This is a genomic window from Sphingopyxis sp. YR583, assembly GCF_900108295.1.
In the GTDB taxonomy this organism is placed as follows: Bacteria; Pseudomonadota; Alphaproteobacteria; order Sphingomonadales; family Sphingomonadaceae; genus Sphingopyxis.
In genome coordinates this window covers 2,233,052-2,257,478 of record NZ_FNWK01000001.1, presented here as the reverse complement: position 1 = coordinate 2,257,478, position 24,427 = coordinate 2,233,052, and the positions used below count along the sequence as shown (strand labels likewise).

The 24,427-nt window shown below is 63.0% G+C and carries 22 protein-coding genes; 11 read left to right on the top strand and 11 right to left on the bottom strand.

Going from position 1 to position 24,427, the window contains the following annotated elements:
- Window positions 1-7: 7 nt before the first annotated feature.
- Window positions 8-1,162, bottom strand: a complete 1,155-nt coding sequence (locus BLW56_RS10355) for a hypothetical protein (protein WP_093510413.1) — start codon at window positions 1,160-1,162, stop codon at window positions 8-10.
- A gap of 15 nt (window positions 1,163-1,177) precedes the next feature.
- Window positions 1,178-2,137, bottom strand: a complete 960-nt coding sequence (locus BLW56_RS10350) for an aspartyl protease family protein (RefSeq protein WP_093510412.1) — start codon at window positions 2,135-2,137, stop codon at window positions 1,178-1,180.
- 208 nt (window positions 2,138-2,345) lie between these two features.
- On the opposite strand from BLW56_RS10350, the gene BLW56_RS10345 reads away from it, so the two are divergent.
- From BLW56_RS10345 to BLW56_RS10325, 5 genes are all read left to right on the top strand, one after another.
- Window positions 2,346-3,434 (top strand): sensor histidine kinase, encoded by a 1,089-nt coding sequence (locus BLW56_RS10345; protein WP_093510411.1) that lies wholly within the window; start codon window positions 2,346-2,348, stop codon window positions 3,432-3,434.
- The gene (locus tag BLW56_RS10340; RefSeq protein ID WP_093510410.1) at window positions 3,431-4,174 is read left to right on the top strand and encodes a LytR/AlgR family response regulator transcription factor; all 744 of its coding nucleotides are present in this window, start codon (window positions 3,431-3,433) and stop codon (window positions 4,172-4,174) included. Before BLW56_RS10345 ends, BLW56_RS10340 begins: the two co-directional genes overlap by 4 nt.
- 217 nt (window positions 4,175-4,391) lie before the next feature.
- Window positions 4,392-4,601, top strand: a complete 210-nt coding sequence (locus BLW56_RS10335; RefSeq protein WP_143043426.1) for a hypothetical protein — start codon at window positions 4,392-4,394, stop codon at window positions 4,599-4,601.
- 116 nt (window positions 4,602-4,717) lie between these two features.
- Window positions 4,718-4,891, top strand: a complete 174-nt coding sequence (locus tag BLW56_RS10330) for a UrcA family protein (RefSeq protein WP_093510408.1) — start codon at window positions 4,718-4,720, stop codon at window positions 4,889-4,891.
- A gap of 142 nt (window positions 4,892-5,033) precedes the next feature.
- Window positions 5,034-7,250, top strand: coding sequence for an esterase/lipase family protein (locus BLW56_RS10325; RefSeq protein WP_093510407.1), 2,217 nt, complete (start codon window positions 5,034-5,036; stop codon window positions 7,248-7,250).
- Window positions 7,251-7,273: 23 nt separating this feature from the next.
- Here the strand turns inward: BLW56_RS10325 and BLW56_RS10320 are convergent, their stop codons facing one another.
- Complete coding sequence (locus BLW56_RS10320; protein WP_093510406.1) at window positions 7,274-7,666, bottom strand: surface-adhesin E family protein; 393 nt, start codon at window positions 7,664-7,666, stop codon at window positions 7,274-7,276.
- A 942-nt stretch (window positions 7,667-8,608) separates the two neighbouring features.
- On the opposite strand from BLW56_RS10320, the gene BLW56_RS10315 reads away from it, so the two are divergent.
- The 4 genes from BLW56_RS10315 (at window position 8,609) to BLW56_RS10300 (ending at window position 14,022) form a co-directional block, all read left to right on the top strand.
- A complete protein-coding gene (locus BLW56_RS10315) occupies window positions 8,609-8,887 on the top strand; it encodes a ParB N-terminal domain-containing protein (protein ID WP_093510405.1) in 279 nt (92 codons plus the stop codon).
- Between the two features lie 50 nt (window positions 8,888-8,937).
- A complete protein-coding gene (locus BLW56_RS10310; protein ID WP_256203378.1) occupies window positions 8,938-10,122 on the top strand; it encodes a TonB-dependent receptor family protein in 1,185 nt (394 codons plus the stop codon).
- A gap of 294 nt (window positions 10,123-10,416) precedes the next feature.
- Complete coding sequence (locus BLW56_RS10305) at window positions 10,417-11,412, top strand: proline iminopeptidase-family hydrolase (RefSeq protein WP_177175905.1); 996 nt, start codon at window positions 10,417-10,419, stop codon at window positions 11,410-11,412.
- Window positions 11,413-11,739: 327 nt separating this feature from the next.
- Window positions 11,740-14,022, top strand: a complete 2,283-nt coding sequence (locus tag BLW56_RS10300; RefSeq protein ID WP_177175904.1) for a CHAT domain-containing protein — start codon at window positions 11,740-11,742, stop codon at window positions 14,020-14,022.
- A 102-nt stretch (window positions 14,023-14,124) separates the two neighbouring features.
- Here BLW56_RS10300 and BLW56_RS10295 read toward each other — a convergent pair whose 3' ends face one another.
- Complete coding sequence (locus BLW56_RS10295; RefSeq protein ID WP_093510401.1) at window positions 14,125-14,574, bottom strand: hypothetical protein; 450 nt, start codon at window positions 14,572-14,574, stop codon at window positions 14,125-14,127.
- A 247-nt stretch (window positions 14,575-14,821) separates the two neighbouring features.
- On the opposite strand from BLW56_RS10295, the gene BLW56_RS10290 reads away from it, so the two are divergent.
- Window positions 14,822-15,103 (top strand): CtrA inhibitor SciP, encoded by a 282-nt coding sequence (locus tag BLW56_RS10290; RefSeq protein ID WP_093510910.1) that lies wholly within the window; start codon window positions 14,822-14,824, stop codon window positions 15,101-15,103.
- Between the two features lie 87 nt (window positions 15,104-15,190).
- Here BLW56_RS10290 and BLW56_RS10285 read toward each other — a convergent pair whose 3' ends face one another.
- Window positions 15,191-15,565: a glycine zipper 2TM domain-containing protein gene (locus tag BLW56_RS10285; RefSeq protein ID WP_093510400.1), complete on the bottom strand. Its 375-nt coding sequence runs from the start codon at window positions 15,563-15,565 to the stop codon at window positions 15,191-15,193.
- A gap of 190 nt (window positions 15,566-15,755) precedes the next feature.
- The gene (locus BLW56_RS10280) at window positions 15,756-16,508 is read right to left on the bottom strand and encodes an SDR family NAD(P)-dependent oxidoreductase (protein WP_093510399.1); all 753 of its coding nucleotides are present in this window, start codon (window positions 16,506-16,508) and stop codon (window positions 15,756-15,758) included.
- 123 nt (window positions 16,509-16,631) lie between these two features.
- On the opposite strand from BLW56_RS10280, the gene BLW56_RS10275 reads away from it, so the two are divergent.
- Window positions 16,632-17,540 carry a LysR family transcriptional regulator gene (locus BLW56_RS10275; RefSeq protein ID WP_093510398.1) on the top strand — a complete coding sequence of 303 codons (909 nt, stop codon included), beginning with the start codon at window positions 16,632-16,634 and terminating at the stop codon, window positions 17,538-17,540.
- A 99-nt stretch (window positions 17,541-17,639) separates the two neighbouring features.
- Here the strand turns inward: BLW56_RS10275 and BLW56_RS10270 are convergent, their stop codons facing one another.
- The 5 genes from BLW56_RS10270 to BLW56_RS10250 form a co-directional block, all read right to left on the bottom strand.
- Window positions 17,640-18,269: a tyrosine-type recombinase/integrase gene (locus BLW56_RS10270; protein WP_093510397.1), complete on the bottom strand. Its 630-nt coding sequence runs from the start codon at window positions 18,267-18,269 to the stop codon at window positions 17,640-17,642.
- Window positions 18,270-18,485: 216 nt separating this feature from the next.
- On the bottom strand, window positions 18,486-20,630 hold the full coding sequence (locus BLW56_RS10265) for an HlyD family efflux transporter periplasmic adaptor subunit (RefSeq protein ID WP_177175903.1): 2,145 nt from the start codon (window positions 20,628-20,630) through the stop codon (window positions 18,486-18,488).
- The gene (locus tag BLW56_RS10260; RefSeq protein ID WP_093510395.1) at window positions 20,627-21,997 is read right to left on the bottom strand and encodes an efflux RND transporter periplasmic adaptor subunit; all 1,371 of its coding nucleotides are present in this window, start codon (window positions 21,995-21,997) and stop codon (window positions 20,627-20,629) included. The genes BLW56_RS10265 and BLW56_RS10260 overlap by 4 nt, the downstream gene beginning before the upstream one ends.
- Window positions 21,981-22,916 (bottom strand): efflux RND transporter periplasmic adaptor subunit, encoded by a 936-nt coding sequence (locus tag BLW56_RS10255; RefSeq protein WP_177175902.1) that lies wholly within the window; start codon window positions 22,914-22,916, stop codon window positions 21,981-21,983. Before BLW56_RS10255 ends, BLW56_RS10260 begins: the two co-directional genes overlap by 17 nt.
- 13 nt (window positions 22,917-22,929) lie before the next feature.
- Window positions 22,930-24,423 carry a TolC family protein gene (locus BLW56_RS10250; protein WP_093510393.1) on the bottom strand — a complete coding sequence of 498 codons (1,494 nt, stop codon included), beginning with the start codon at window positions 24,421-24,423 and terminating at the stop codon, window positions 22,930-22,932.
- Window positions 24,424-24,427 lie beyond the last annotated feature (4 nt).

The window sequence follows — 24,427 nt, the reverse complement described above, 5'->3', positions numbered from 1 at the left end:
GCGGCGCTCAGCCCGGCAGTCCGAGCGCCCCGCCGATCCCGCGCAGGAGGCCGCGCTTCTTTTTCGGCTTGCCCTCACCCGCCGCGTCATCGGCATCACCGTCGCCTCCGCCGGCCATCATCGAGGCAAGATCGACACCCAGCAGGCTCATATGCGTCGCCCGCGTGCGAAGTTTGACGGCCCAGCCGGCGGGCGCTTCGCGCGGCGAGCCGTAATTTCCTTCGGGACCATATGCCGTCATCATCAGCATCGACGATTCCGCCGCCTTGGCGACCGCGGCCGGGACGATACATTCGGTCGCTTCGGGCGCGAGCAGCACGCGCTGCTGGACAAGGCGCGCGATATCGCCCTGTTCGAGATAGTCGGGCAGCGCCATCGCCGGCATACGCACTGCGCTCGACGTCCACATGAAGACGGTGCCGTCGGCCTTCGCGCCGGTAACCGACAGCAAGTAGCCGCGCGCATTGGTCAGCGCGGACCAGTGAACCCTGACCGCTCCCGAAGCGAGCGCCGCGTTGCGCGGAGCGAGCGGCGCAAGGAAATCATTCCCTGCGGCAACGGCAAAGCGCATCTCGGGCGAATAATTGCCCTGCACGACATGGTCGCCGACCAGCGAGGCGGCGCGGGGAACGCGGGTTCCGTTCCGGCCGTTTGGCCACTCGCCATAGGTCGCGTGACTGGTCGTCGAAGGCGGCGTCATGCCGCGCACATTGGGCACCGTGCCAAAAGGCGATGGCGCACCAGGCTTCATCGCTGCAAGGTCGATAACGACGGGTTGGCCAACTGGCGCCTGTTCGCCGCATCCCCAGTAAAGTTCGATCCGACCCTTGGGGCCGTCGGGCGTGCCGGGCCGGAAATCGGGCTTGCCATCGGCCTTGGGGGTCGCCGGCGCCGGTGTGACGAGCGGCAAGCGATCGCCGGCGCGCAACGCCTGCGGCGGCAGATGGTCGGCGCTCGGCGCCGGATTGCGGCGCACTGAGCCGAGTTGGAGCATCAGATTTTTCTCGATGCCCGTGGGTTGGCCAGTGGCCATGCCCGATACGGTTTCGGCGGAGAGCCAATAGACCGCGTCGACCTTGGGTTTGGACGCCTGCTGTGCCGTGGCGCCGGTCGCCGCATAGGCGAGCACGCCGAGCGCGCCCGCGGTCAGGATCATCTTCATGACGAGGCTTTCTTTTCAGGGTTTCGGGGCGACAGGCGGCGAAATGTGGAGGCGCAGGCCCGGATGGTCGATCACGAAGCGCCGGTCGGCGAACATGTCGATGCCCAGGATCACCGCGGGCTGATCGAGGCTGAATCCCAGAACCTTGAACACGGGCAGGTCGGCGATGCGCACCTTGCGGCCCGCGACCTTCGCGTCGCCGATCGACAGCATATCGATGACTGCTTCGACGCTGGGCATAGCGTGGTTGGTCGCACCCTTGATGTCCGTCGCCTTGACGACACCCGGGCTCTCGGAGGTGATCCCGATCGCCTTGGCAGCCGCCCAGTTGAGAATCGTCCCGCGCGCGCCCGTGTCCAGGATCGCGGGCACTTCAACGCCATTGAGGCGGATATTGAGACGCGGCGCGCGCATGTCGTCGAGTGCGAAGGGAACCGACGCCGGGGCGCCTTCCAGCATCCCCGCTGCGACCCTGGGCGTCATGCGCCAGCGGCGGCCGGGGATGTCGAGCTCCACGACGAAATCGGCGATGATGTCCGCGCCCAATATCCCGTCTACACCCAGATGATCGGTCGGCCCGGGCGGCAGCAACATCAGTTCGGGCGAGCGGAAGACGTGACCCGCGACCTCGACCTGCTTGACGACGGCCGTTTCGACATCGCTTCGCCCCGCCGCACCGTCAAGCGGGTCGTCCGACAGCTTCGCGATCAGACCGGGCATTTCGGCGCGCAGCTTCGGCATGATCGTGGTCGAGCTGGCAGCGGTATCGATGACGAAACGCTTCGGCGCGCCACCATCGATGCTGACGAGGACAACGGGATGTCCCGAAGGCAGGATTTCGAGCGGCTGCGCAAGCGCCGCGTCGGGGGCCGCTGCAATCGGTACAGGCTCGGCGGCCGTTGCGCGCGCTTCCGCTATAATGAGCGCGCCAAGCAATCCGAAGGCGGCAAGGCTCATGCGATAACGATATGCCATAGCGTGTGTCTCCTTGGCGGCGCAGCGCCGCGAATGGAGGTCGGCTATCGGTCGGGAGGATCGCCTTCCACAGGCCTGCGACCAAGGCGGATCGCAGAATTGCAGGGCCCGAACCGTCGCGACGAAGGCAGACGCTGATGCGACGAGCAAGGACGTCAGCCGCGCCCCCTTCCCTTATGCTGGGCGCAAACTACACAATGGAACCGCCATGTCGCTGAAGCCCGAACATCGTCAGACCATCGCGCTGGTCATTGCGACCTGGACCTTGTCCGGTATTCTGTACATCATTCCCTATCATATCTTCAGCGGCGCCAGCACCTATGTCACCGTGTCGGTGACCAACATCTGCGTGATGGGAATGCTGCTGTCGTGGGGCGTCTGGTGGACCGTCCGTCGGACTCGCCACCGCAACATGGCGGTGCGCCTCGCCGCAATGGGTCTCGCCGTGTGCCTCGCGTCAGGTCTGTTGGCGCTGATCGACGCGGCAACGGGCGAATGGATCGGGCGACTTGTCGTATCGAAGCAGATGGCCGCCCCCTTCGGCCTGCGTGCGACCAACAATTTCATCGCGCTGGTGTGGCAGTTTGCGCTACTCGGCGCCGCCTTTACCGTAATCGAGGCGAACAAGTTGACGCGCGAGCGCGAGCTGGAACTCGCGGCAGCGCGTGAGATAGCGAGCCGCGCAGAGGCAGCCGCGAGCGCTGCAAGCCTTGCCGCACTTCGCTATCAGCTCAACCCGCATTTCCTGTTCAACACGCTCAACGCCATCTCGTCGCTGATCGTGACCAAGGAATATGCGACGGCCGATGCGATGCTCGCCAAACTTTCGGAATTCCTGCGCGCGACGCTGTCGTCCGAACCCGATGCGCTGCTGCCGCTCGAGGACGAGCTGGCGACGCTGCAACATTATTTGGAGATCGAGAGCGTCCGTTTTGGCGAGCGGCTCGCGGTCGAATTCGTTTGCCCGCCGGCCCTCAACGGCGCCCTTGTTCCAAGCTTTCTGCTCCAGCCGCTTATCGAGAACGCGATCAAATATGCGCTCGCGCCGTCAGCCGTTCCGGTAACGATCCGGGTCGAGGCGTCGAGCGAAGGCGACACACTGACGATCGCGGTCGAGGACGACGGAACGGGGAAGGAAAAGGACAGGAAGCCGGGGACCGGCGTCGGCATTGCAAACGTACGTCAACGCCTCGAAACGCTTTATGGCGCGCGGGGCAGCATCGAGACACGGAAACGCGAGCGCGGCTTCGTCGCGATTGCGCGCCTGCCGCTCGACCGGCGAGAGGCCGCGGCATGAGTGCGCTACGCGTCCTGCTTGTCGATGACGAGCCGCTGGCGCTTCGTCGCCTCGAAACGCTGTTTGGCGATATCGACGACGTCGAAGTGATCGGCACCGCGTCAACCGGAGACGAGGCGGAGGCGAAGATCGCAACACTGCGCCCCGACCTCGTCATGCTCGACATTTCGATGCCGCAAAAAAGCGGGATTCGCGTTGCCGCGGACCTCGCCTCCGATCCGCGCCCCGAAATCATCTTCGTCACCGCCTTCGAACAATATGCCCCCGACGCGTTCGAGGTCGACGCCGCCGACTATCTGCTTAAACCCGTCCGCTTCGACCGCCTCCGCCAGGCTGTCGAGCGGGCACGCCGACGCCGGACGATGCGCGATGCCATCGACCGGTTGGCCGGAACGCCAGCCGGAACCCGCGAGGAGGCGATCTGGGTGCAGATTGCCACCGGCAATTTGCGCCTTCCCATCGCTCAGATCGAATGGGTCGAAGCGGCGCGCGACTATGTGCTGTTTCACACCTCGACGCGAAGCTACATCCACCGCATCTCGATGGCGGCGCTCGAACAATTGTTCGATCCGCAACAATTGATGCGAGTGCACCGTTCGACCTTCATCCGGCCCGCGTTGGTGAATGGCGTCCAGCGCCTCGGCAAAGGCCTGATCGCGCTCGAGATGGAAGATGGCGCAGTCGTGCAGGTGGGGCCAAGCTATGTCAAAATCGTGCTGGACCGGCTCAGCCTCGCCTGACGACTTCGTCGCACCGGTGTCCGCCTTCATCGATGCGGCGGCGCCCTGATCGCATCGCGATCCGGTTTCGAAGCAAGCGCCACGCGCCAGCGTCCGCCCTCCCATAGCGTAAGGTTTGCGGCATCGAGCCGCGAGCAGGGATGACCGGTCCGTCCCGCGCCACCTCCGGCGAGCGACCGCCATCCCTGCTCTACTTCACCGACGATGGAGAAACATGATGAGCAAACTCCCCTTCCTCGCCGCCGCGATCGCCCTCGGCCTTCCGATACCCGCGCTGGCGAAAGCCGAAGCCAAGCCCGAGGCGCACGCCAAGGCAGAGGCCAAGCCCGAAGCACGCGCGAAAGCCGAAGCCAAGCCCGAAGCTCGCGCAAAGGCCGAAGCGAAACCCGAGGCGCGTGCAAAGGCAGAAGCCAAGCCCGAGGCCTGATCGGAACGGTTGGCGGAGTGCTGGCGGGATAACGTCCTCACCGGCACTCCTCCGCCCTCTTCAACACATCATTCGCTTTCAGCAACCATCGGCCGTAGGGAGACCCTACATCGACGATGCGCCCCGATGCCGTCATCCCCCACCGGGATATCGATCTACGAACGCTCGAAGGGCGCGAACAATTGAACGACAGGATCGATAGGGTGGCGCTGGAACTCTGCTCCGACGAATGGAGGCTGGGCGCGCATTTCAACCGCTTCAATCCCGCCTGGTGTGCCCGGCCGACATAAAAGGCCGATCCACGCGGCCGGATGCGCCGCTGGGCCGTTAGTTTTACCCGCACCCGGCATCGTAGAAATATTCGCTCAAGTGGAGCCCAAGGGCCGAAGGCTGGAACGAAGTCTACTGCCCCTGCCTGACAAGGACATTCCGATGAAAATTTCGCGCACCTTGCCGGCGCTGACACTTGCCCTGATGCTGTCCGGCGCCGCGGCCCCCGTAGCGGCGGCCGCCGCGGCGCAATGCGACAGCGGATGGGCCGGAACCATAAGCTATTCGCGGCACCAGTCGAACAGCAATTCAAAGACCGAAAAACGGGTTTCGGGCAAGGGTACCGAGACTTCCGACTGGGGCATGACCTATGACTATAAAGCGCAGGTCGTGGTTCGCGCGACGGAGAACCCCGACCTCAGCACCGGCCTTGCGAACATCAGCCTGAATTCGGTGTCGACCGAGACCAAATCGGCGAACGAACGCTTCATCTGTCCGCACGAACGCACGCCGCGCGAGATGTCGGGAAATTTCGTCTACAAGAGTGAGACGCGCGCTAACGAAAGCGGGCTGGAAGCCGGGGTCAACATCTCGCTGGACACCAGCGGCACCTATAGTGTCAGCATCGGACTGCCCGATGTGAAGGGCATGGTGTCGGGGTCGAACTCGGCAAGTTACAGTGGCCAGTGCAAGGCCAAGGAAAGCGTAAACCAAAGCCTCGGCGACATGCCGACGACTGTCGATGGCGTGCGCTTCGGCAGCAGTGGCGAGGACCGCTACCAGCTTTCCGATCCCAATCGCCTATCGGGCAGCCATTCGGTCTCGCTACTCGGAACCACCGAAATGCTGACCTGGAACCTCCGTCGCTGCGGCGGCGACCTGCGGCTGGTCGACGTCAAATTCGAGGACATGCGCTTTCCCGAATGGGGGGCGTGGAAAGACATTGTCGAGCAGGTGGGCACGATCGACGGGAACCTCGTACGCCTGACCGCGATCGTCGCCAACGACGGCCCGGACGAGAAAGCAGCGACCGTAAAATTCCGCGACACCTACAAGGGCGACAAATGGGATGGCGCAAAACCCGACGGGCTGCTCGGCGAATTATCGGTCAGCGTTCCCGGCGGCGAACAGCGGGAGGTGCAATTCGAATGGGACAGCTCGGGCTTCTCCTGGTTCGACGACGGCCGGCCGCGCCTGGTCCAGCGCATCAAGGCCGAAGTCGAGGACAGGGGCAAAAAGATCGACGATATGACGCGCAACCTGAAGGTCGCGCCGAAACCAATCGTCCTTGTTCACGGCCTGTGGTCGAACTGGCGCGCTTGGGAGACGTGGCAGAATATCCTCACCACCAGTCACAGCTACGACTGGAAAGCGTTTCCGGTCGGCGAACGGCCCGAGCACGGTCGGATGAATACCGGCGAGGAGCTAGGAAATTTCGGCCCTACCAACACGATCGCCCAAAATGCCGTCGAGCTGGGCAACTATGTCCGTTACGCGCAGAAGGATCGCAATGCCTGGCACGTGGATCTGGTCGCCCACTCGATGGGCGGGCTGATCAGCCGGCGCTACATCCATGCGACGATGCCGACCTATCCGGACGGCAAGCCGCAGGTGTCGCATCTTGTCATGCTCGGAACACCCAATATGGGTAGCCGCTGCGCCGACCTGCTCAGCGTGCCACTCGAAACCGCCGGCCGGTCGATGGACGCGCTGCGTGAATTGCGGCCGAGCGTGGTCGAAGGGTTCAACGCCGAAAACAGCAACCGCAAGGGCGTGCCTTTCTCGATCCTCGTCGGCAATCCGCTGCCACCGGCCTGCTATATGCTGAGCCTCAACGACGGCGTGGTTGCGGTGCCCTCGGCCAAATGGACGATCACGGACAGCGAGACGCAGGCGATTCTTCACACGAGCATGACGGGAACGGGGCCCTTCTCGTCTTTCGTCCAGCCACGCGTAGCACTCGGACCGGGCAAGCAGGCGTCAGGCGATCAGTCCGCACGCGCTGCGGCAACGTCGGCCCGCGCGCCTGCGCGGATCATGATAACGGGTGTCGAGGGGGATAAGTCGGCGGCCCCTTCCGATTTCTCGAAAGTGCTGATGCTCGCCCCGGGCCAGACACTCGATGTTTCGATCCCCGTCAAAAACGCTTCGAACTTTGGCCTGACCTTCGTGGCGGCGAACACCGTGTCCGCAACGTTGATCGACGACACAGGCGCCGTCGCTGGAGCCAACCTGACCGATACGCCCGAAGCGAACCAGATTTTCCGATCTTTGATCGTGAACCGGACGATCGCGCAGGGCAACTGGATCCTGAAGTTGCACAGCAAGGACCGTGCGGATCGTGAAATCATCCTGTCGACCTGGTCAAATGCCCCATGAAGTGCCGGATCGACACTCCGCCGTCAGAAATCAGGATTATAGCACCTGTGCCCGACGATGGTTTCGTGGATCGAGCCAGATTTCGGCTCGGCCATATCCGCTCCGCCGACGTCGTCGGGATTCGACCGCTCTTCCAGCTGGCGTCCGCTTGCTTTGTCATAGACGATCATCCGCAGCGCGCGGATCGTCCCGTGCCGGCAGTCGATCTTGAAATACCAGTTCGAGGGTGAATAGACTTTGGTGGCACCTGGCGGCAGGTCGGAACGCGCCCACACATATACATGATCGCCCTCCAGCCTATCCGCCTGCCTGTCCATCTGCCAGCGCCAGCCATGTTCATCATTTCCGATGACCACCCATTCGCGCGCGCTGGCCGCCGAAGGGACGAGCGCCACGGCGGCGGCGGCGAGCAGCATTAATTTCATGATTCCCCCCATTCCCCGAAAGAATAGCCGCGAGACGTTGCACGCTCAAGACACGACGCCTTCGCACGCTCGATCACCGCTTTTCCTCCATCCCTTTTTGGCGTTGCGGTACAATTCCAGTGCCGCAAGCGAAGCTATCTGCCCCCTGCGACCCAGGAGAGTTCTTCCTTTCAGGAAACACGGCTCTTCATCTTACGCCCGTCCGGTCTTGATCGGACGGGCGTTCTTTTTTCTTGGTCATATCGGTGTTCGGTAGCCTCTACGGCCGAAAGCAACCTGTCAGGTTTCGAACCCTAAGCCGCAAAGCCGGCCCGCTTGGCTTCAGCCTACACATCTCTCGGATTGGCGGCATTGCCATTTCCGCGTCCCGAAGACTAGCCACATCTGGTTCACGTGCCGTAACGGGTTCTACGTTGCCGAATGGTGCGCCTAGGGAACGGCGCAAAAAAGTTAAGACGGCCTCGGCAACAGCTTCTGGCGTGGTGGTGTGCGCAGTCATGACCGAACCCGTCTCAAGATCGGATTTCCCTGTTTCACGTTAGTTCGCAGGGAGTATTCCGAATTGAGGCTGTCGCGAGCATATTTTGATCGCGAAAAACCGCGCAAATCCGCCACGGGTCAATCCAAATTCCCTAAATTCAGAACAGGGAATTTTCATAACCCGAACAGGGAATGTCTTTCGCATTCAGGCTATCGATCAGCGAACGCAAATTCCCGTCGCAAGCGCCCGATAAAGCTCTTTGAGTTCATGTCTCTGCCGCGTATAAGCGCAGGGTCTTTTTGACGCAGAATGCTTGGGCCAAGCCCCGAGCGCAGCACGAAAAAGGGCAACATTTATCGGCCTCGCGCAAGCAGGCAAGTTGTCTGTTGCCCCGCTGCCCCTGCGTCAACTGCTCACCCTGTTTCTCTTGCTGGCCAAGTTGGAGAACAGACATGAAGCTTAAACCTACCGCAGCGCAAACACGCCCATCATCGCGCGTCAATTTCGATCAAAGGCTCGGGCTGATCGAATATCGTTCGCCGGCGTCGTTGACGCCCTACATCAACGACCCGCCCAAACATCCTGAGAAGAAGATCGTTAAGCTGATGGCTTCGATAGACCAATTTGGCTTCGCCGCGCCTGTCCTGGTCGACGTCCACAGCACGATCATCGCGGGTCATGCGCGGATTGAAGCGGCTCGGCCTCGCCGAGATCCCCGTTCTCGTCGCTGACAAATGGACCAACGCCGAAGTCCGCGCTTATCGCCTTGCGGATAACAGGGTTGGCGGAACTGTCGTCGTGGGACGATAATATCTTGGCCATCGAACTCGCCGACATCTTCTACAACAACCGTCATGTGAAGCACCCGATCTTCCAGTGGCTCGACTTCACGGTCGACGACTATGGCGGCTTCGTTCGCGCGGTCGATGATCGCACGTTCGGCAGCGTCCGCAACCGGCTGATCGTCGGCGCTAATATCCAGGCGGGCACGATCGACACCGAACAGTTCGTGAATTTGCCGGGTGCGGTCAAAGGCGCGCTTGTCGCCTCGATGGCCGACAAGTCGAAGAATATCTCCTTCTATGCCGAGGATTCGCTCTTCGTGCGCCCCGACCTCGCGCTAATCGCCGGCGTGCAATATCTTCACGCGACCCGCGACCGGCGCGATCGCTTCCTGTCCAACGGCGACCAGTCGGGCAAGGCTAGCTACGATCTCTGGAGCCCGCGCTTCGGCATTCTCTGGGATGCGACGCCCGACGTCCAGCTCTTCGGCAATGTGTCGCGCAGCGTCGAGATACCGAGCTACGACGCCAATATCTTCGCGACACCGACAAGCGGCCTCAAGGCGCAGCACGCGACGACGTTCGAGATCGGGACGCGCGGGCGCAGCGGCGCGATCGGCTGGGATCTGTCGCTCTATCGCTCGGAGATCGAGAATGAGCTACAGTGCCTCACCACCGGCCCGTTCAGCGCCTGCAGCATCGTCAATGCGGGCAAGACGGTGCACCAGGGGTTCGAGGCGGGCATCGATGCCGCCGTTCCGCTGTCGGATGCGGGCGACACGCTCGCGATCAACGCCGCCTATACCTACAGCGATTTCTTCTTCGACAATGACCCGCGCTATGGCGACAATGAGCTGCCGGGCGTGCCGCGACATTATCTGCGCGCCGAGGCGCTCTACAAGCATCGCTCGGGCTTTTACGCCGGACCCAACATCGAATGGGCGCCCGGCCATTATTTTGCCGACAACGCCAACAGCCTGACCGTCGATCCCTATGCGCTGCTGAACCTCAAGGCTGGCTACGACCCCGGCAAGCGCTGGTCGATCTATGTCGAGGGCCGCAACCTGACGGGCAAAAACTATATCTCGACCGTCGCTGTCGCGGGGACCGCAAGCCCGACCGCAGAGCTCTTCAATCCCGGGATCGGCCGAGCTGTCTACGTCGGCGTGCGCGTCCGTTGGTGAGAACGGGAAGAGGAGACGGGCTAAGCCGATGGAATCCAGCTGACTGTTTCAAAACTGGCCGAGTACGGTCAGGCCGCTTCGTGTTGGAAATTAAGCCAAGCGGACAATCGCGGGGTGTCAGTAAGCTACGACGGCTGACGGCAGACTGCTGACGTTTTGCTACGGTCCCATCTAAAAAATCAGAATCTGGTGTTGGCACCCAAGGTCAATGATTGTCTTTTCGACAGGAGCCGAAAATACTGCTGTTGTGGCGACAAGCTAGGCAAGCGAAAACCGTCAATGGGGGGGAATGTAATGGACCTGTCACGCAGGATGATGATCGCTTCGGGATTGATGGCAGCGACCATGCCATGTGCTGCAACCGCAAGAGCAGATGACGGGGTTCCATCAGCAGACAAAGAGCTCCGCGTGCCAGTCACGGGCGGCGATCTATACGTCAGGGTCAACGGCAATCTCGAGAGCGGGCGGCCGCCGCTGATCATGGTGCACGGTGGCCCCGGCGGTGCACTGTGGCAACTTTTCCCTGCCCTGCCACTTTCCGTTGATCGAGCGATCATACTTTACGATCAGCTCGACAGTGGGCGCTCGGACGCACCGGGAGACAAGGCGAACTGGACCGTGGATCGTTATGTGTCCGAAATCGCTGCGATCCGCGATGCTCTCAAACTCGAAGCCTTCCATCTTTATGGGCATAGCTGGGGCGGCATCCTCGCCAATCGCTACGCCTCTCGACGGCCCGCGGGGCTCAAAAGCCTTATATTGCAGGGAACGCCCTTGTCTGCGGCGCGCCTCGATGCGAGCGTCCGGAGCCTGTACGGCGCGCTACCAAATGGTGTCGCGGCGGTCATCGAACGGAATGAGCGCGCCGGGACATTTGACGATCCGGCCTATGGTGAAGCGATGACCGCGTTCATGCGCAAGCATCTCAACCGGACGAGCACCCGGGCGGTTGCCATGCCATATATGGCGTCTCTCCCTGCCGATCGGGGGGACGCGCTCGCCCTCGCCATGACGGGTGGGGCCTTGGCGCCGTTCGGCGGTGCACTAAAAGATTTCAACGACGAGAATCTGCTGGGCGAAATTGCGGTACCTACACTCCTCCTTTGCGGGGAGTTCGATATTATGACACCGACGGCCACCCGGGCGATGTTGCCATTGCTGAAGCATGGATCGTTCCTGGAAATCATCGGCGCAGGCCATATGGCGCAGTTTGACCAGCCCGAAGCATGGCGAACCGCAATCTCGAACTTCCTGACGGCATCGAAAGGGCGTGACGGCCTCAAGCAGTGACCGAGGCCTACAGAGCATTGTCAGTGTTGGCCGGCAACGGACTGGCCCCTTTTGGGGCTTCGGTACCCAATAGCGGACGTCCTTTAACTTCGCGAACGCGAAAAACCCCGCCGGGGTCGAACCGAGCAGGCGTTGTCGGCTGGCGCCGCATTGCTCACGCCCCGATCAGCGGCTATCTGATTGCAGACCGGCGGGGGGCGGATGGCGATGAAGAGATTGTGCGGACATCTTGCGGCGATCGCCTGTGCGATCAGTCCCGTACCTGCGACCCGCGCGCAGTCGCCTCAAGTGCAGGACGACGCGCGGAAAGCTGATTTCGACAAGCGCATGACAGACCTCAAGCGACGCCAGAGCGCAATTCCGTACAGCGAAAAAGCCGCGCGCATCGCCCTGCTCGCCGAACGCGCCAAGTTGATTGCCGAATATCATGGCGACGACAGTGTCCCGCACGCCGACGCCCTCCAGCTTCTGGCTTTTGAATATTATTCTGAGAAGCGCTGGACTGAAGATGCAGCGCTCCGTTCACGCGCGCTTGCTATTCGCAGGAAGCTGCAGGGCGATCGATCGAGCGACACGCTCTATGCCGTGCGCGCGCTCGCCCACTCACTCGCGGAAGATGGCCGAAGCGCAGAGGCCACAAAGATATTGGCGGAGGTACTGGGCGCCTGGCAGGGCGGTTCCACCCTGACCGACGTAGCCGAGCAGACGGTGCCGCGCGGCCGCACGGTCGAGGGCAAGGCGCTCGGCATGGCCGCGGCTGCGCATGCAAGGCTCGCCCTCGATAATGGCGACGCGGCCTCCGCCCTCGCCTCGTCGCGTATTGCCGCAGCATCTTCGCTTGCCTATCGGCGCGGCTTCGGCACGGGTGTGCTCGACGAGCAATTGGTCGAACTTGCAGAGAAGGACCCGTCCACCCACACCGGTGAGGAAATGTTTGCAGAGTGGTCGCGTCTCCACGCCGACGTGCTTTGGGAAGCGGGCCCGAAGAGCCCGTCGGCCAAGTCCGACGCCCTCCTCATTCTCCAGGACATCATGGCGGGCCGAACCTCGCGCGCGTTGGCGCGTTCGGCAGCGACGCGCGCCGCCGCTGCGTCGGGAGCCGCCGGACTTGCCGCCGAGCGAGATGCAAAGGCGGCGGAACTCGGCGCGCTTTTCGCGAGGAGCGAAAGCACGAAGGCCGGCAGCGACGCGGATCGGGCGCTGTGGCAGGAAATCGGCACGGCCAACGCCGCGCTCGAGGCGATCGATTCCCGGCTGGCCGCCGCAACGCCAGGCTATTTCGAACTGGTGAAGCCGGCGCTCTTGGACGAGCCCGCTGCCAAAACACTATTGGCCGCCGACGAGGCATTTTTGATGATCGTGCCCACGCCGCGCGGTACGCACAGTCTTGTCGTGACGCGCGGTGGCGTCGAGTGGCATCGATCTGCCATGACCGAAGCCGAACTCACGAGGCATGTACGCCGTCTGCTCTGGGATGTCGGCGCGAACATCGATGTGACGCCAGAAGAAGACGAGCGCTGGTCCGCCGAAGGCGAAGGCGACTTTCCGTTCGATCGCGGCACGGCGTACCGTCTCTACGAGGAGCTGGTTGCGCCCGTCAGTGGAGCGCTGGCGGGCAAGCGGCACCTTTTCACCTCTGCGGCAGGATCGATCTCCTCGCTGCCTCTCGGCATCCTCGTGACCGAAAAGCCGACAGGCACCGACGGCGACCCTGCAGCGTTACGGGCGACATCCTGGTTCGCCGACAAGGCGGCGATCGTCCAGCTGCCGTCGCTCCAGTCGCTTCAGCTTCTCCGCGCGGTTGCGGGCGCAAACATCCCCACAGGAAGCAGCATGATAGGCTTCGGAGACCCCTTGCTCGAGGGCAATGCCGCGACGCGCGGCGTCGAAGGCCGGAACCGGACGGCACGCGGCGGCGGCACGCCGCTTGCCAGCAATATCTGGCGTGCGGCGAGCGGCGAGACCGAACTTGCAGATCCCTCGGCCCTCCGCCGGCTTGCCCGGCTTCCCGGGACGGAGAAAGAGTTGAAAGCGATGGAGGGGCTCGTCGGCGCCGGGAATACGAAGCTTTTCCTGGCAGGCGAAGCGACGGAAGCGAAGCTGAAGGCAGCCGACCTTTCTTCATCGTCGATATTGTTCCTCGCGACGCACGGACTTGTCGCGGGCGAGATCGCCGACCTCGGCGAACCGGGTCTCGTCTTTACGCCGCCCGCAGCTGCCAGCCCCGCCGACGATGGCTTGCTGACCGCGAGCGAAGTGGCGGCACTCCGCATCGGCGCGGGGTGGGTCATCCTGTCCGCCTGCAATACAGCAGCCGGCGACGGCCGTGCCGGGGCGCCCGGCCTTTCCGGCCTCGCACGCGCCTTCTTCTTCGCGGGCGCGGAAAGCCTGCTCGCATCGCACTGGCCGGTCCGCGACGATGTCGCGGCCGTCCTCACCGTCCGCCTGTTCGAGATCTTACGCGCGGATTCGAAACTGTCGCGCGCCGAAGCCCTGCAGCAGGTAGAGCGCGAAATTCGCAATGACACACGCGACGACCCCTATCTTAGGAGCTGGTCGCACCCGAGCGCCTGGGCGCCCTTTTCGCTGATCGGAGACATCAGCGACTGACGTGACCGCGACCAACCGTCGGTCGCACGGATTCTATAACCGGATCGATCGGAGCTTCATTGGATGAGCCAGGCGGCGATGTTCGCCCGGCTCACCCGCCGATTATTTCCGATATTGCCACTGATACTCCGGGATATTGTCCTTCCGCAGGAAAGCGGCGGTCCAGAAGTTGATCTTCAAGCCGGGCTTGCCCCCGTAGGCAGCCGACTGCACGAAGGCATGGCTTGGGCAGGCCATGGTATCCGAACGCACCGTGTCGATGAGTTCGAGGCATTGCCCGACGAAGCGCGCCGACTTGGGCCCTGTCGATTCCACGCCGGTGATCCGCGCAATGACGGTGCCCGCGGGCGCCGAAATCTTCTTGAGATAGGGATCGGCGGTCTCATTCTCGACGATCGTCACAACGCCGTTCGCGACAGACAGCTTGATCTTGTGGTCGACGGCGTACCAGTCGCCATCGATCGCCTTGACCGAATTGGCCGGCAGGTCCGGTATGGTTTGAGCCTGCGCAGGCACGGTCGCCAACGCCAGCGCGATGAATGCTGTTCGCATATATTCCCCCCCAGTTGAAGGTGATGACGCTGCCGCATTTCGCCCGATCCCGCAATAAGGCAATCGCGAACGGAATGACCGCTGTCGTCCCGCCTCTATCCTATTAGTTGCGCATTATGCCGGCGAGAGAGCGGCGAGCCGTTCGTCGCACAAACGGCTATTTGGTAAGTTTTTGTTAACCTCAAAACCGCATTTTCGCAGTGGGGGGCACAGAAGCGGCAACGACCGCGCGAATGGAGTGTTCGCAGTGCTCGAATTTACGACGCGGCCGACTTCGGTCGCAGGTCCGGTCGGGCCGCTCACGATGGACGATCTGCCGTCACCGACGGCTGCCTATTGGGTTGCGCGCCGCAAGGCGGAGCTGCTTGCCGCGATCGATGGCGGACTGATCGGGCTCGATGAGGCCTGCAAACGGTATCGCCTCAGCGGCGAGGAATTGGAGGCTTGGCGCCGGACCATCCGACGCGCGGGGATACCTGGCCTTCGTGTGACGAAGGCGCGACGCGGGCCAGAGCGGACTTCAGGATAGACATTTCTCACCGGGCGCTCCCCCACAGCGCACGGTGGCATGAGGACGGCGCGAGCAGACTGGTCCCTCTCGCGCCGTCCTTTCAGTTCAACGGCATTTGAGTTCGCCGCGATCGATTGCCCGTCCGAGCAGACCGCCGCCTGCCGCGCCGATGATCGTCCCGACCGTGCGGTCGCGGCCGCCATCGAGTTCGCGCCCGACGAGCGCCCCGACGGCAGCGCCGATGATGAGCCCGGTCGTGCCATTCTCGCGGCGGCAATGGTAACGGCCATCCTTGCTCCGCCAGATGCGATCGCCGTGCGAAAGCCGCCTGGGCTCATAGTAGCGCCCATTTCCGTCGTAGAGGCCGCGATCCTTGGCGCGCTTGCCGTGCGCGGGCGCCCACGGCGGCGGGTCGGCGAGCGCCGGACCAGCGGGTACGGCGAGCGCGGCAAGGACCGCGGCGGCAATATATTTCTTCATGGCGCGTCTCCTTCTATCCTGGACCGTAAATATAGTTGAATAACCAAACCACGGATGAACGGCCGCCCGAGAATGATTTTTGCGCGAGATATCGCGCGGCTGGCCGAAGGAGATGCAGCCGCTGCGAGCGGCGAAACGCAAGAGCCCCGCCGTCCCAGAGGACGACGGGGCCGCGACAACGCGCCCTGGATCAGATTTGCGCGAAGCCCCCGTCGACGAACAATTCGGCGCCGTTGACGTAGCTCGAGGCATCCGATGCGAGGAACACCGCAACCTTCCCGATTTCGCGCGGATCGGCGAGGCGCCCGAGCGGGACGCCCGCGGCGAGACCGCCTTCGAGGCTTTTCCATTCTTCTTCCGTCGCAGTCAGACCCTTGAGTCCGGGCGTTTCGGTCGCGCCGGGTGCGATCACATTGACGCGGATCTTGCGATCCTTGAGGTCGAGGATCCAGTGGCGCGCGAAGTTGCGGATCGCCGCTTTCGTCGCGCCATAGACACTGAACGCAGGCAGCGCCTTGATCGCACTCGTCGAGCCGGTGAGGATGATCGACGCCCCGTCACGGAGCAGCGCCAGCGCCTTCTGCACCGTGAACAGCGTCGCCTTCACATTCAGGCCAAAGGTGCGGTCGAACTCTTCCTCGGTGATTTCGCCGAGCGGCTGGAACGCGCCACCGCCGGCGTTGGCGACGAGGATGTCGATCGGCGCGCCATGCTGCTGGACGACGTCATAGAGGCGGTCGAGGTCTTCGAAGCGGGTGACGTCGCCCTGGACGCCAATGGCGCCATGGCCGATCGCCTTGACCGCGGCGTCGAGCTCTTCTTGACGGCGGCCGGTCACGAACACCTTGGCGCCCTGTTCGGCCAGTTCCTGCGCGATACCGAGGCCGATACCACTGTTCCCACCGGTGACGACGGCGACTTTATTGTTGAGGTCATAGGTCATTGTCATTCTCCTTTTCGTGGGCGGCGAACCGTTCGCCGTCCGATGAGAATGAGATAAATTCGCAACGCTGATCGCTGTAGTCGGCAATATTGACACTTATCGTTCCATTGATAGAACGATTCTATGCAGGACCTCAACGATCTGCGCTATTTCGACGCGGTGGTGACAAACGGCGGCTTCGCTCCCGCGGGCCGTGCGCTGCGCCTTCCCAAGTCGAAGCTCAGCCGCCGCATCGCCGCACTCGAAGAGCGGTTGGGCGCGCGCCTGATCGAACGCTCGTCGCGACGCTTTCGAGTCACCGACATCGGCCTCGCCTTCCACGCGCAGGCCCAACTCGCAGTCGCCGCTGCCGAGCGCGCCGAGGCGCTGGTCGAGGCGAGCCTGTCCGAACCGCGCGGCACCGTCCGCATGTCGTGCCCGACCGGGCTGGTATCGATCGTCGCCGACCTCCTCCCCGATTTCCTCGCGCTCTATCCGAAGGGGCACGTCCGGATCGTTGCCGCCGACCGCCCGGTCGACATCATCGCCGAGCGGATCGACGTCGCGCTGCGCGTTCGCGTCAAGCTCGACAGCGACGCCGCGCTGACGATGCGTACGCTGGCGCACAGCCGCCGCATCCTGATCGCCAGTCCCGCGCTCGCGAACCGCATCGCCGGACGCGGAATCGAAGTGCTGGGGAACCTGCCCACGCTCAGCTCGTCGGGCGAGGACGGCGAAGTCACCTGGCGGCTCGAAGGGCCCGAGGGCGCGATCGAGAATATCCGCCACACCCCGCGCCTCAGCTGCGGTGACTTCACCGCAATCCGCGCGGCCGCGCTCGCGGGGCTCGGCATCGCGATGCTGCCCGACCACGCCTGCGCCGCCGAACTGCGCGCGGGCACGCTCGTCCATGTGTTGCCCGAATGGCGCAGCGAGGACGGCATCGTCCACCTCGTCTTCACCACGCGCACCGGCCTGCCGCCGCTCGTCCGCGCGTGGATCGATCATCTTGCGAAGGGATTCAAGAATCCCGAGCTGTTCGCCGAGCGCTGATGGCCGTTTGGAGACGGTCGGCTTTCGGGGGGCAAACAGAGAGAGCGGACGTTCCGCCACGAGCTAGAACGCTCGCTCTCTAGGATGCCGCGATTTTGGTTAGACTTCGATGCCTTCCGCCAAGGTCAACGCATCTTCAACATCGACGCCAAGGTATCGCACCGTATTTTCAATCTTTGTATGACCGAGCAGAATCTGTACTGCACGCAAATTCCCGGTCGCCTTGTAAATGATCGACGCCTTTGTTCTGCGCAACGAATGCGTCCCGTAGTCTTCACTTCGGAGTCCGACCGCGGTGACCCATTCGTCGACGAGACGCGCATATTGTCGCGTGCTCATATGCGCTGAGTGATCGATGCGGCTCGGGAACGCGTAGTCCTCTATCGATCCGCCGCGACGTTCGAGCCAAGCGAGGAGACTCCCGCGAGCATCCGACATGATTTCGAACTGAACGGGTCGATTGGTCTTCTGCTGGATCACCATCGCTCGCGTTCTCAACTCACCGCCGGCGACGAGGTCGCCGATCTTTATCTTCACCAGATCGCAGCCTCTCAGTTTGCTGTCGATCGCAAGATCGAAAAGCGCCCTGTCTCGAAGCCGATGCTCTCGATCCAAGTGAAAGCGAATTGCCCATATCTGCCGTGGTTTTAACGGCCGCTTTGCACCAACCTTTCGACCGGCATTCCACGCCGGTCGTGGAGGCAAATAGTCGAATTCTGACCTACCCATGATCGTTCTCCTGCGGCCAAAATGGCCAAAAAGGGAAACGCGTGGGTCAAGCCGATTGGCCGATTTCAGACCGTCGGCTCTTGGATTTGCATTTGCGAAAGCCGACGTTTTCAGCACCGCGTACAATACGGTCTTTGGGGGAGTGCACTGGTATCCGCCAACAGCCTGACGCCTCCGGGAGCATGTGAGGAAAAGCTAGGCTCGGGAGTCCTGGGCCTAGCCCGTAAGCGACGCTTCGGACCGCAAGATGCGCGCGATGTAGCCGAAGAACCGGCCGGCCAAGCTCTGGCCCTCGGCCTCGATCCGCACCTCGCCCGCGATCGGTTGCATCGGTCCCGCGCCTCGCGCGGCGATCAGGCGGATGCGGTACAGCGCTTCGTGCGGTTTCAGCGCCTTGGACGGGTCCTCGTCGACCGCAATCGGTCCGCCCTGCGTGGACGCCAGGATCGGCTGGTCCATCCACTGCACCGCGCTGGCCGACCGCTCGAGGAGTTTGGCGGGGCGCGAGGCCATCAGCGGGTCGTTCGGAACGAAACGCGCGAGCGCGCCGTCCGCGACGCGGCCGACATCGTCCTCGGCGATAAAGGCCTGCACGTCATAGCTGTCCGGTGTGACGATCCGCGCGATCGTCTCCGCCCCGCCCAACCAGCGCCCCGGATGGATATCGGCTTCCAGATCGGCCACCTCGCCCGCGAAGGGCGCGCGCAGGACCAGCCGCGTCTGGCGGCGTTCCAGCCCGCGCAGCGCATTGGTTTCTGTCGCCAGCTGGCGTTCGATCACCGCGCGGTCGGACAGGTCCTTTTCATCGGCGCCGCCGCGATCGAGCTGTGCCTGCAACTGCGCGATGCGGACGCGGCTTTGCGCTGCAGCGCTGATCAGGTCGGGGGCGCTGAGTTCGACCAGCACCGTGCCGGCTTTGACCCCGTCGCCGTTCCGCACGAGCACGCGCTCGACCCGCGCCGGATCGCCCGCCACCACCGGCGCGGCACCGATCGGCGACAGCACCGCCGGCGCGGTCACATGCCGGTCGAGCGGCAACAATGTGAGTAAAAGCAGGATCGCCGTTCCAACAATGATGATCCGTCCGCGTCGCGACGCCAGGATCGCATCGCGGCGTTCGCTCCATTGTTTCAGCTCGGCCATCACAGGACGCATCACAAACACCCCCATTTCGACGACGAACAATATGATCCCCAGCAGTTTGAAGAAAATGTGATAGACGAGCAACGCGATGCCGATGAACAGCACCAGCCGGTACAGCCATGTTGCCCAGGCATAGACGATGAGCGTCCGGCGGAGCGTGTCGGGCATTTCCTCCGGCACCGGTTCGCCCAGCCCGAACAGCAATTCGCGCATCCGCCAGCGCCCGAGCGCAAACGCGCGGGGCTGGAGATTGGGGACGCCCAGCATGTCGGACAGGATATAATAGCCGTCGAAGCGCATGAAAGGGTTGAGGTTGATGCCAAGGCTCATCACCCAACTGCTCGTCGCGGTAATGAACGCGATGCTGCGCAGGCTGCCGTCCGGCAACATTACCCACAGCATCGTCGCAACGCTGGCGACCATCAGTTCCGCCGCGACGCCTGCGCAATCGATCATCAACCGCTGCCGCCGCGATGTCAGCCGCCAGGCGGCGGTAGTATCCGTGTAGAGCACTGGCATCATGACGAGAAAACTGACGCCCATCGTCGGCACGCGGCATCCGAAACGTGTCGCGGTATAGGCGTGGCCAAGTTCATGAATGACCTTCACCGCCGACAGGCCGATGCCATAGGCGATCAGCCCCTGCCAGCTGAAGAAAAAGAGGAACGACGCCATGAAAGCGTCCCATTGCCGTGACACTAGGATCAGTCCGGCGGCCGCCAGAATGGCAAAGCTCCACAGTATCAGCGGCGACCAGATGGGCGCGACGCGCGGCAATGTGCGTTCGAGGAAGGCGGCGGGGCGGACGAGCGGGAGGCGGAAGAACAGATAATTGTCCATCATCCACTTCCACCACGCCTTGCGCTGGGCATTGCGCGCGCTGTTAAAGCTAGCGACCGTGTCACGCATTGGCAGCACGGTCAGATTGTTCGCCAGCGAAAATTCGACGACGCGGCCGACCGCTTCACCCGCTTCCTCGGCATCCAGCCCGTCGTCCGCCAGCCGGTCGCGAATGTCGTCGAGCGCACCGTTCGCCCACGCCGAGAATATCCGGAACTCGATCCGCCCGAGTTGGAAAAAGGCGTGCTTGATCGGGTCAAACAACGTCCAGCTGGGCGCGCCGTTGACCAGCGGTGCGCCGGGTTCGATCCGTAATTCCTGCCGCAGCGGCGGGATCGACACCTCTGAGGGAGGAACGACGGCGGCGACCGCAGTCATAGGCCCAGATATTGACGCAGACTGGAGATCGGCCGCCTTAACAGGACATAGCTGAGCGGCGCCCAGCGGCCATAGACCTTGGCCGTCCCACGCGACCCAATCCGCGGCTTGGCACCGATCGGCTTGGCAGTCACGGTAAAGGCCAGCACGCCGCTCGCCGTCTGGCGCGACTGATAGCTGACATTCTCCAGTCGCGCGTCGATCGACCACAAGGGCTGGGCATCGAGCCATGCCTTGACTTGGTTGCCGGGCGCGAGTTCCATCTGTTCTTTGGTCGGCAAATCGATGCGCAGTTCGATATCCTCAGGGTTCACAATCTGGAGGATCGGGTCGCCGACGTTGACGGCGCGCCCCTCCCAATCGCGGCGGTCGCTATATAGCGCAACGCCCGCGCGCGGCGCGACGATATGCGAGCGCGACAGCATGTCGCGTGCATAGGCGTAATCGGCCTCTGCCACGTCATATTCGGCGCGCATGATGGTTATGTCGCGGGTTTCGTCGTCGGGTTCGAAGGCGGCGCTGGTCGACCGCTCAACCCGTGCGCGCGCGACCTGCAGCTTTTCGGCCGCCTGCTCCAGCTCGTTGCGCACCTTGGTGTCGTCGAGCGTCAGCACGGGCTGCCCGGCCTTGACCGCCGCATTGGGCGCAACGTCGATGCTCTTGATCACCCCCGAAAACGGCGCGGCGACAACGAAAGGACGTGCCGACACGACCTCGACCGGCGCCAGCGCCGTCATCTGCACCGGAAACAGAGCGATCCCGGTCAGCAACACGACGAGCCCCTTGCGTTCGCGTGGGCCGAATTTGCGGACGCGGCGCACGGGAACTCCGCCTGCCAGCGCGCGCCAGGCATGACCCGCGGTTTCGCCGAGCCGATCGAGCCGGATTGCCTCCCCTTCGCGCATCGGCGTCGCACGCGCGACGATGAGCCCAGCAAAGGCCGCGCCATTGGCATCATGCAGGGGCTGCCAATACCATGCACCAAAGGGATAGTCGGCGAGCGCCGCATCCTGATGCAATATATTGGAAGCGAAGGCACGCGGCTGGTCGATCGTTGCGTCGGCCGCCAGCGCTGCGATCGTCTTCTCGACCGCCTGGATCAGCGGCGCGTTGCGATCGATCGTCGCCAGGCTCGACGCCGCGATAACCTGAAATCCCTCGCCGATCCGGGCGTGGCGCAGGACGAACATCTGGTCATAAGCGATGATCCGCCGCGTTTCATTGGCGATGTGATACACGAGTTCGGGCACCGTCGGCCAACGGCGCAGTTCGCCCTCAAACTGCAACAACGCCGCAAGGCTGCCCTGATCGGGCGGGATCGCCCGATGAATTTGCGGCGGAGCCTGAAATTCAGGATGATTTTGCATCGGCCACCGGGGCTTTTAGTGGAGCAGTGGCCGCCGCGTTTTCCGCCTGAGGGAACAACGCCGACCCGCTCATGCCCGGCAGCACCAGGCCTGATTGTTCGGTGATATCGGCGGTGACCCTTATCGTCTTGCTGACCGCATCGACCGACGCACCGAAGCGCGTCACGACGCCGGCGGCTTCCTGACCCGTTTCGTCGATCTTGAACCGGAACGCGGCGCCCGGCTTCAACCAAGTCAGCCAGCGGCTGGGGACTATCAGTTCGATTTCCAGATTGCCGCCGCTCTGGATCTTGAGCAGCGGCTGGCCGCTGGCGGCGACTTCACGGGCATGCGCGATTTCCTCGACCACCGTGCCCGCAAAGGGCGCATAGACCGCGCAATCGGTCAACTGCGCCGACACCGCGGCGGCCTCGGCGACCGCCTTGTTCATATTGGCCTGCGACACCGCGACCTCATTCTTGCCAACCGCCTCATATTGGTCGAGTTCGGCGTTGGTTTCATAGGTTTTGCGATATGCAGCGGCGGCGGCATTTGCTGCGTTGAGCTGCGCTTTCGTCTGCGAACAGTCGAAACTGGCGAGCAGCGCGCCTTTGCCAAAGGATTTGCCCTCGCCATAGGGCATCGACGTGATCCGCGCGGTAATACGCGAGGCGATGACCGCTTCGTTCTTCGCCTTGACGATGCCGCGAACCTCGCCGACCGGCTCCGCCACCTTGGCGACCGCGGCCGGCGCAGCGGCCGCCTGCGCGGCTGGCGCCTTGGCGACGCGGCCGTCGTCGGACCATTGCACCTTGCGGTCGAAGGCGCCGCTTTGCGACACGGCGAATACACCGACGAGCAATATGGCGGCACCGGCGATATAATAGTTCCGGCGCTTTCCGCTTGTCGCGGGAGCCTGATAATCTCGATCTTCGGTCATGATGTCACTCCTTTCAGTCGAGCTTGAGCGCGGTTTCGCGGTCCTGCCAGAGTCGTTTGAGTGATGAGGAAAGTGCCGCGACATCCTCCGTGCCGCTGATGTCGGGGCCGAAATCATCGATGCCCATCGACCCGAAAAGATTGGCGTAAGCGTTCTGGGCCGCCGCATAGGCTATATCATATTTCACCTCGCTCACGAGGGTATTCATTTCTTCGCGCAGCAGCGTCTGCTGGCTGATCGCGCCCGCTTTGAAGCCAGATCGGATCTGGTACATGATCTTTTCCTGCACCCGATATTGATGGTCGGCGGACCCCAGCTCTTCGGACAGATGGCCAAAGCGTGCGCGCGACACATTGACTTGGGTGATCACTGCCATCGTCAGCGCCATTTCGCGCTGTTGCAACAGGTCCTGCTGTGCCTGCACGGCCTTTTTTTGCGCCGGCACCTTGAACAGGTTCAGCACGTTCCAGCTCGCGCGCGCGCCGACGTTCAACCAGTCGTTGTTATAAAGGAAATCGTTCGAGTCATAATTGACCCCCAGCACCGCCTTGAAATTCGGAAGCGCGCGGAGCAGCACCGCGTCCAGCTCCTTCGCCGTGATGCGCTGGCGATAGCTGACCTCGCGCAGTTCGGAGCGATTGCGCAGCGCGGTCATCATCATGTCCTCGCCGCTGAGCTTGATGTCCGGCAGCTTTTCCGCACGGTCGGGCAGGACCAGCGTGAATGGCGTTCCCGGTTTCAGGTTCATCAGCGCTGCCAGCTGCGCCTTTGCGATCACCAGTTCACGTTGCAGCTGGCGGATCTGGATCTGGATATCGACCAGCTCGCGCTGATAGGTCAGCGCGGTCAAAGGCGCCGACAGCCGCCGCTCGGCCAGCCGCTCCGAATTGCCCAGCGTGGTCGTCACCGACGTTTCCAACTCGCCGAGCTTAGTCAGCAACCGTTCGGCGCTGACCGCGCGCCAATAAGAGGTGCGGACATCCTCGATGATCCGGTTCGCGACCTTGCGCCGCGCCTCCATCGAGATGAGAACCTCGTCTGCCTTTTGCTGTGCGCGAACATAGGAAAGGCCAAAGTCGAGCACGTCCCAGCTCAGCCCTAGGTCGGCGGTGAAAACATTCTTTTCGGACGAGGTCGACGGTTCCAGCGACTGGCGGCCCGACAGCAGCGACAGCGAACTGGCGCCCGAATAATTGCTGCGGCCGGCGTAGCCCGAACTCGCGACGAGCTGCGGCAGCATGTCGAAGCGCGCGGAATCGAGCTCGCGACCCTTCAGCGCCTCCTGCGCCATCTCGACCTTGTAATCGAGGTTGTATTTGAGTGCGCGGGCCATCGCTTCATACAGGTCGATCGGACCCGAAACCGGTTCCTGGTTGGCGTCGACGGCCTGGATGTTGCGATCTGCGGTGGTCGCGATCTCGCTGGCCGTCAGCGGTTTCGGGGTGACGGTGCACCCCGTGAGCAGTGCCGCCATCGACACGCTGGCAATGAACAAGACATTCTTCATCGTT